We start from the raw sequence: 7,840 nt of genomic DNA on the forward strand, positions 1-7,840 counted from the left end.
ATCCCCGCGAACGCGGGGATCCAGCAATCCCAAAATTTAGCAAAAGGTCTAGACTCCCGCTTGCGCGGGAGTGACGGGAGTGGAAGCCTACGCGGGAGTGACGATGTAGTTTTTGGCCTTGACACCTTTGGCTACGACCAACGCAACCGCACAACCTATCAAGCGCGGCAATTACTCGGTATTAACTTTGCCTTAACTTACACATACGACAACGCCGACCGCCTATCTGCAACCTGTCCCTCCCGAAAATGGTAGGCCAATAGGCGTTTGTTTGCACAAATTCTTAACAAAGAAGGTGCGCTTGTTTCTGAACATCCGCCATTCGCTAATACTTTTGCGTCAAGTCATGCAATGCGCAATCGTTTTATTGCAGGTCAAACAAAGCATTTAGTTATTGCTGAAGCGGCTCTTGGCTCTGGCACTTTATCCACTGCACTTTATCCACTGCTAATTTTGCCCGTCGTTTTGGTACAGAAATTTGGGTTCCGCTAGTAGAAGTTGGTGGTGAGCGCTCTGGCATTGAATCGTTATTGGCTAGTGGGGTGGCAAAAGAACTCTCACAACCTAAAAAAATATTTATTTAATCATTTGATGAATGCCGCAAGCTTAATAAATTAATAACTAGTTAGCTTTAGTCGCCGAGCTTATGCATTTAAATTTTTGCGGATGTTTAGCAATTAAATTAATTGCATCTGCAGAGAATTGCTTGCCTAGTAACCCTAAAGTTTTAGCCACCAAAGACTGGTTGGCCTTTTGGTTATAATATACAAAGGCATTGCTGATATCACCTGAAGCTTCACTATTCATAGATGCCATCATTACAGGTGCAGAACATTCAGGATTAAACGTATTTAAATCTATGGTTTTAATCGCGTGATGCTTGCGCGTACGAAAGTGTACTTGTTTTTTGCCGATTTCATAAATAATTTGCCATTGCATAGGGCTTACGGAGTTAGTGTTTAGCCAACCAAGAATATCCCAAGCAGCGGCAATATTTTCAGGTTTTGCCTGCATGCCTTCAAGCACCAGTTTATATAGATCAATAAAGCGGTGATATTGTTTGGTGCTATTTTTCATGTCACGACGAGCCCAGGCATTATTACATTTTTGAATGGGCGAATTAGTCAGACCCAAAACCGTGTTTGCAAAACCACTAGTGGTTGTTTGCGTGTTACCATCAAGAAATTCAATGACCCCGCAAGTACCGCCAAGACTACATACAAAATAATGTAAATTCGCGTATACAGGCGCGACGCGCACTTTTTTAGCTAATTTTAAGGCATGTTCTGTAGACTTTGCTTGGTCGAGGATATATTGCACTAGGTTTAATTCGTTTACGACAGGCCGAGAATCAGGTTGCGAGTATTTAGTTTGCGGTAAAATTAGGGCTTCAACTACAATACCACGCTCGCTCATGCCTCCTATAGGAAACTCTCGTCCATATTGATTAAACGTAACGCTAGCGTAACGACTTTGCCAGGTGGCAGGTTTGTCTGTGGCCGAGAGCACTAAAGCTTGTTTTTGTACTCCGCGTTTATTGATAACAACCATACCTAACTCAGTATGCCACTCGTAACTTTTGCCAAGAATAGAGTTAGGAACAGCTTGCGGTTGTGGATTTTTTAAATCGAGCATGCGATGATCCGGCAACACAAAAGTGGCACACGGATAAGCTGAATTTGCTGATAACAAAAAAGCCAATATAATTACTATGCGCATGCGACCTAAAATAAGATCAGTAAGTGTAAAAGGTCAATGAAATGCATATAAGATGGCTAAAATATTTGTATTTTTTATCCCAAATTAATGATTATGTGTATGGCAAATAGCAGTGATATAATGTGCATTTAAAATTTAATAGACCGCCTATTTGACATTTAAGGAGATAACATGGGTATTGAGAATGTTAGTGACCGTCAACAGCAGATACTCGGCCCAAGTGCTACAGATAACACAGCATTATTGAAAAAACAGGCTGACCTACCAGGTAATTACGGCGTTTATGGTAGCGTTGTCTCGCATCTACCTAATTCTAAAACCTCGGCAAACTTATCAGCAAAAAATTCTACTAGTATTATTTATGGTTTGCAGCAAAACACTACTGGGGTTTCAACCTATACCCCTGTAAAATGGACAGCAGCAGATTCTACTGCAAGCATTTTTTCTCGGCTTGGTAATCACAGCGACCCTGAGGCTGTAGCTAACTTTTTAAAAAATGAAGATAATTACGCCACAGCAGAGTGGGAACTTAATCGCGCTTATGATTTTATTGAAATATGCAGAGTATATAAAGACGATCCAGCCTATTTACATCGCCTAACCAAGGCATTGGGGCAGGTCTATTAGCGCAAATAGCTAATCAAGCAGTTAATGTTGTTAGCAGAAATAACAATGAGTATTACAAAGAAAGCGCAACCGCTGATGCGATGATGTCATTGGCCACTACAATTAATGCCGCAGATTATTACCTGCAAAAAGATTTTGCCGAGATAGCTGGTAAAAATTATCCCAGCATTGGTATGATTTTAGGGCAACAAATTAGCGGCGAAAATAGTCTTACTGCAGTGCGTAGAGTATTTCTCGATACAATAAAAGAGGCGGCAACATCTGAACCTGAAAAGAGTTATTTTGCCGCGCAAATGGCTTGCCACGTAATTTCAGCAGATAGAACTCTAGCTGTAGAATATTTAAATAAATGGTATGATAACGGTTTATTACCGCTATTAACCAATGCGCTATATATGCCACCGCATAAATCTATATCAATGCTGCGTAACTCAAAGACGATGACCCCCGATGGTATCGAGCGCTTTTTTGGTATTGCAGCAACACTTACCTCTGCTGATGTAAAAAACCCTGATGAAGTAAAAGCGTTGCTGTTTCGCGAAGGCGCCTATGCATTAAAAAACTGTGCTTCTAATTGGCGACAACGAGATGGGTTAGTTGAAAATTTACAAGAGCTTTTTAACAGCGATGCGCTTACTATTGTTGATCTACTAGTTACTAATAAATCAAGCAATGCAGTTTTTGATATCACCAAAATAAGTGCGTTGGGTTTCTTTTTTGCGCATGCTGTTTTTGCAAGACCTGGCAACACTGAGACTTTAGCAACCATCAAACAAGCAATGGCTTATTTACGTACCGAGGCGCTTGACCCGGCAAATGACCCAAGTGCAACTAATACTCCTGAGCATCGTAACGAATGGTATGCAAAACGTATAGGCACATTGATAAGTTCGATGACCATTGGTTTTTGCAAAGCAACCGCTGATCTTACCAAAACTGAAAAACAACGTGAGGCAGCTATTAAGTTCTTATGCAGTATCATACAAGAAGCAGTACCAACACCTAAATTTTTTATGGCCTCAACAATCAAGTCAGTAGTATTTGATACTGCGCAGCAGATGATTTCTGCGTATGCAAGTAAAGATCTCAATGAGGCAAAAGTGCAAATGAAACAATTACTGGCAGTTTTTTACCAAGCAGTATTATGTGATATTGAAGAAAAAGATGAACAAAACGATACTTACGTTGAGCTGTCTATAAAAAATGAAGCAGTTTGGGAAAAGATGTTTTATGATGTTTATAATGGCTCATAAGTATTAAATTTATATCTCTATAAATTTATAAAACCCAGTTTTCATCTCAGTAGTAATTTTTAAAGTTAATGTCAATGACCATGTTGATAATGTCAAGATATAGCTTTACGCTGTTAACATTATGACACAAATTGAATCTACATCTATTCAAGAGATACAAGTAGCTTTTATGTTGCAACAACAAGCTTCTCGTTGCCATGAACCATCAAGTTAGGCTTTTAGAATTAAGCAATTGCGTAGCTTATTAGCAATTATGCTTGAAAACCAAGAACAATTATCCCAAGCGATTTCTGCAGATTATGGTGGTCGCTCGTTAATTGATAGCCGCCTTGGTGATCTGCTACCGACGGTAAATACAATTAAGCATTAGCTGTTGCATTTAAAAAAATGGATGCGTCAACGCAAGGCCAAACTTGTGTATTATTGTCGTCCTTCACGCGGTTATATCGTATCGCAACCTCATATTAAGTTCGTTTTGCACCGAGTTTTGCAGGGGCTTTACTAATCTAGATATAAGACCAGAACATGCAGTGCGAGCAGGTCTGATACCAAGTGAGTATGGTGATCCATTTGATCGTATGCTTATGGCGCAAAGCCACTTAGCCAATGCGACGCTTGTTACATGCGACCCACAGATTCACGAAATTCATCATAATTGCGTTTGGTAAATATATTTATAGCTTTTTAAAACGCTGGTTTGTTCATAAACAACATCAATCTAATGATTTAAACTAAATGATTCAATGAATCTTGGGGTATTAAATATATATAAATTAAATTCGGTGTTTGGCTAAAATTCGGCGTTTGGCACTTAAAATAACGCTGATTTCAAACACCGCCTATTGTTTTAATTCGATAATTGGTTTATATTGAACATCTTTCTAAATATTATGCTTATCTGCATACCAATAGGTGCAAATATGAACCAACAACAGCCTTCTTTACTGATATTCTTAATAATTCCAATATTATCAATTGCGACAATTGGATGTGGCAATAAAAATGAGCGCAAAGCTGAAGGTGGCGCTTGTGATAATAATAATGAATGCCTCTTTGAGCTTACCTGTGCTAATGGAGCATGCCGAAGTTATTGTTTGTCTGATAGTAACTGTATCGAGACAACACATCATTGCGACCAGGGTGTATGCCTTCCGGGTACTGCATCATTTGTAGCAACGGTCGTATACAGGCTAACGAGCAGTGCGATGATGGTAATAAAACTAACGGCGATGGTTGTTCTGCGATCTGCGAAATTGAACCTGGATGGAATTGTTTAAAACAAGCTCCTTTTACTTGCACTCCCATATGCGGTGATGGCCTATTACGTGGAAAAGAAGAATGTGACGATGGTAACTCTAACAACGATGATGGTTGTAGCTCAAAGTGCATCATCGAAGCCGACTGGTGGAAATGCAGTGATGAGCCCTCAATATGTCGGCTTAAATGTAACTTAGATTATGAGTGTCCAAATATTCCATATCCATCGATGACTAAAAGTCTGTCCTATAGTGCTGCCAACGGTGATGGGCAAACCAGCACCAACGATACCTTGTATCAATATAGCCTTTTGTACTATTATAATCATTGCTCTGACAATTATACTCAAGTTATTAATATCGGTCCCGACCATACTATAGGTGGTGGAGTTGGACAAAACAGGTACAATATAATGTTGACAATACTATTAAAGCTTATTTTATCCACGAGTTTCATGATTCACGCTACCCCAAACTATGGACATTAGAGAAGCAATACGACGCTGGTGCTAACGGTATAGTCGAATGGGGTGGTGGCGATGATATTCTACTTTCTTATTCTGTTGCCACCCATTACGAATAGTTGCTCATTATAAAATGGAAATATTAAATGGTTGCAAATTTAAATAATATTTTTGGTGCCTACATTTATTGATGTCTGGCATCCAACTACTTGGCTATAGCTCAAACAGAATTCGGTGCAGCAAAGTTAGGCAACACCCTTCGTGTTAAGCGACTTATTGATATAGCTACACGGATAGCCAAAAAAGCCGTCAGGTAAAATTACGCAGGTATTTGATAACCAAGCAGAGCGCGAAGGGGCCTAACGTTTCGTAGAAAGCCTGCATGTTAATCACCGAGCAATTGCTAACCGCGCTTTTGGAGCTACTGCTTTAATCGCCTTATGTGCTAGACTCAAAATTAAATACCTTGCCAGTATTGATAGAGATTTTGGCATTTATCGTACGCGAGAGAAAAAAGCTTTAGTAAACGTTTTTGGTCACAGCGCGTGATTTATTTTTTATCGACACTAAGCTTTGCTAATGTTTCGTTTATTTTTGTTTGTATCCCATCAATTAATTCTATTACATATTTATTCATATTATCTCTAGGCAAAGAATTTAATATTGTAATAGCATTATTTAATAGCTGTACTTTGTACTCTTTTTGATCATCTGCTAATAAATAAGAAAGATCCAAAAGATTTGCGGCAACCATAAATGCCGCATCCACTCTAAAATCTTTATCACTGAAAATAAATTTATAGTATGCAACCCGCACGGCTTCTTTTTGGTAAAGAATAGCCTTCTGGGTAAATATCTGCCGATCTGCCTCGTCTTCTGTAAACAGTGCTTTTATGCTTGCAAGAGTAGCGAATTCAGCTAGTTCGTTGGGATTTGAACGGTTATCTTTATAAAGGCCATCGAGAACAGATAGGGCAGTCTGCTTATCGGTTATCTCGCCATTAATCAGTGAGTACTTGCGCATTCTTACCATTCTAGGATCTTGCGCAATATTCATTTCTACTTGGTCTATGGGCAGCTTTTGCTTTTCATTGTAATTAGCAATTTGTCTTTTCACCCCGCTTAGCCTTGCAGCTACTTGAGGATGCAAAGCATTTTTTGGATCAGTATAATCATTAATGGTTTTTTGGAATGAAGTATTCTTAATGCAGCTTGTCGAGGCATTTTCATAAAAGCTGGCATCAGAAAACGAAATGCCTTTTTTGTTATTGGTAATCTCTTCGCCTAAGACATTTACTGACGGCACCCCTTGCGCGACATTGTTCTTAAGCGCGGTTAAACTTAACGGAATATTATAATTTTTACCTGTGCTCGTTATCGCCATGGCACTACTCCATTTTGCTTATTTATTTCTTATTTTTAAGCTCTTTGAGCGGAGGCGAGCATTTAATACCCAAGGTATCATTAGGAAATAGTTGCTTATAGCTTTTTAGCTTGGCTATATCTTGATTAGAAATTTTATCTAGCGAATTATGCTGAGCGATAAGAATTGGAATTGCTACTTGTGCAGCATTTATAAGGGCATGGGAGACACCGGGCGATTTTAATTGCTGATCGAAAAAAGCTGCTAAATTTATAAGCTCAACTATATTAGAATATAGCTCTTGTTTATTATTAATGTTCTTTAAATATTCACGCAAACCCTTCGTGCTCTTTGCATCAATGGCATATGGCTCATTTTTACCACGAGTTAGACTAGGCATGACTACATTTACGATTGGGTGAAACTTGTCGGTGATTTCTTCTGGAATTGCACTCATGATTACTTATAGCAGAGTCACTTGGTATTTTGCTTATAAATTTTTTCGTATTGCTCACGTACCATATTATCAGTAACTGCATTTTTGGCACAGTCTCTATCGGTAGTGAGTATAGTTTCTAATAGCATTTTATAATCTTTAGCCTCTTGGGTGAGCTCGCCCTTTTCAGTTTTCTTCGACATATTTTGTAGCCAAGCTAAGTTTTTATTCATAGCAAAATAATTTATGGTGCTTTGATCTTTCTCAGGATCTGATTTAGCGTTTGAGCGCAAAATAGATGACCAGTTCCAATAAGAGTTATATATTGAAATTACTTCGGCAGCGCTAAATCTACCTTTGGCAGCTTGTATAACAGAGTTTTTGAAAGAATTATGTATTGTTTGCGCTTCTGCTTCAATAGCTGCATGGTTACATTTAGGAATAGGTGGCATTTAATTTTTCCTTTTAGGCTTTAATATGTTACAAAACCGGCAACTTTATTGCCAGTATTTATCGGTAACTCTATCATTTAGTTGTTGGTATTTTATAAAAAACTTATTACCGATCGGAGATTTACAAGATCATTTTTCTCATACCCGCTAACATGGCGATTTAATTAACCTTTGCAAGTTTTAACCACAGTCAGGTCATGTCGTTAACTGGCGTTAACAATATAAACTAAAGTGCTTGTCAAACCTGTTATTTCTAAATATCTCTGTTTA

The 7,840-nt window shown here is 38.5% G+C and carries 8 protein-coding genes and 1 pseudogene; 5 read left to right on the forward strand and 4 right to left on the reverse strand.

Annotated elements, in window-relative coordinates; all coding sequences use genetic code 11:
• The first annotated feature begins 258 nt into the window (after nucleotides 1–258).
• Nucleotides 259–492 (forward strand): annotated as a pseudogene (locus JW841_02925) (DNA-processing protein DprA).
• Between the two features lie 129 nt (nucleotides 493–621).
• Here the strand turns inward: JW841_02925 and JW841_02930 are convergent.
• Nucleotides 622–1,719, reverse strand: coding sequence for a hypothetical protein (locus JW841_02930; protein MBN1959876.1), 1,098 nt, complete (start codon nucleotides 1,717–1,719; stop codon nucleotides 622–624).
• 171 nt (nucleotides 1,720–1,890) lie between these two features.
• Here JW841_02930 and JW841_02935 point away from each other — a divergent pair, with 171 nt between their 5' ends.
• The 4 genes from JW841_02935 to JW841_02950 all read left to right on the forward strand — a co-directional run bounded on the left by JW841_02935 (nucleotide 1,891) and on the right by JW841_02950 (nucleotide 5,343).
• Nucleotides 1,891–2,346: a hypothetical protein gene (locus JW841_02935; GenBank protein ID MBN1959877.1), complete on the forward strand. Its 456-nt coding sequence runs from the start codon at nucleotides 1,891–1,893 to the stop codon at nucleotides 2,344–2,346.
• Between the two features lie 80 nt (nucleotides 2,347–2,426).
• Entirely contained in the window at nucleotides 2,427–3,599 is a 1,173-nt protein-coding gene (locus JW841_02940; protein ID MBN1959878.1) for a hypothetical protein, read from the forward strand.
• A gap of 232 nt (nucleotides 3,600–3,831) precedes the next feature.
• Nucleotides 3,832–3,969 (forward strand): hypothetical protein, encoded by a 138-nt coding sequence (locus JW841_02945; protein MBN1959879.1) that lies wholly within the window; start codon nucleotides 3,832–3,834, stop codon nucleotides 3,967–3,969.
• A gap of 774 nt (nucleotides 3,970–4,743) precedes the next feature.
• Nucleotides 4,744–5,343 (forward strand): DUF4215 domain-containing protein, encoded by a 600-nt coding sequence (locus tag JW841_02950; protein ID MBN1959880.1) that lies wholly within the window; start codon nucleotides 4,744–4,746, stop codon nucleotides 5,341–5,343.
• 526 nt (nucleotides 5,344–5,869) lie between these two features.
• On the opposite strand, the gene JW841_02955 is transcribed toward JW841_02950, so the two are convergent.
• The 3 genes from JW841_02955 to JW841_02965 are packed head-to-tail and all read right to left on the reverse strand — an operon-like array spanning nucleotide 5,870 to nucleotide 7,570.
• The gene (locus JW841_02955) at nucleotides 5,870–6,703 is read right to left on the reverse strand and encodes a hypothetical protein (protein MBN1959881.1); all 834 of its coding nucleotides are present in this window, start codon (nucleotides 6,701–6,703) and stop codon (nucleotides 5,870–5,872) included.
• 22 nt (nucleotides 6,704–6,725) lie between these two features.
• Entirely contained in the window at nucleotides 6,726–7,139 is a 414-nt protein-coding gene (locus JW841_02960) for a hypothetical protein (protein ID MBN1959882.1), read from the reverse strand.
• A 17-nt stretch (nucleotides 7,140–7,156) separates the two neighbouring features.
• Nucleotides 7,157–7,570 (reverse strand): hypothetical protein, encoded by a 414-nt coding sequence (locus tag JW841_02965; GenBank protein MBN1959883.1) that lies wholly within the window; start codon nucleotides 7,568–7,570, stop codon nucleotides 7,157–7,159.
• Nucleotides 7,571–7,840 lie beyond the last annotated feature (270 nt).

The sequence above is a fragment of the Deltaproteobacteria bacterium genome (assembly GCA_016931625.1).
GTDB lineage: Bacteria > Myxococcota > XYA12-FULL-58-9 > XYA12-FULL-58-9 > JAFGEK01 > JAFGEK01.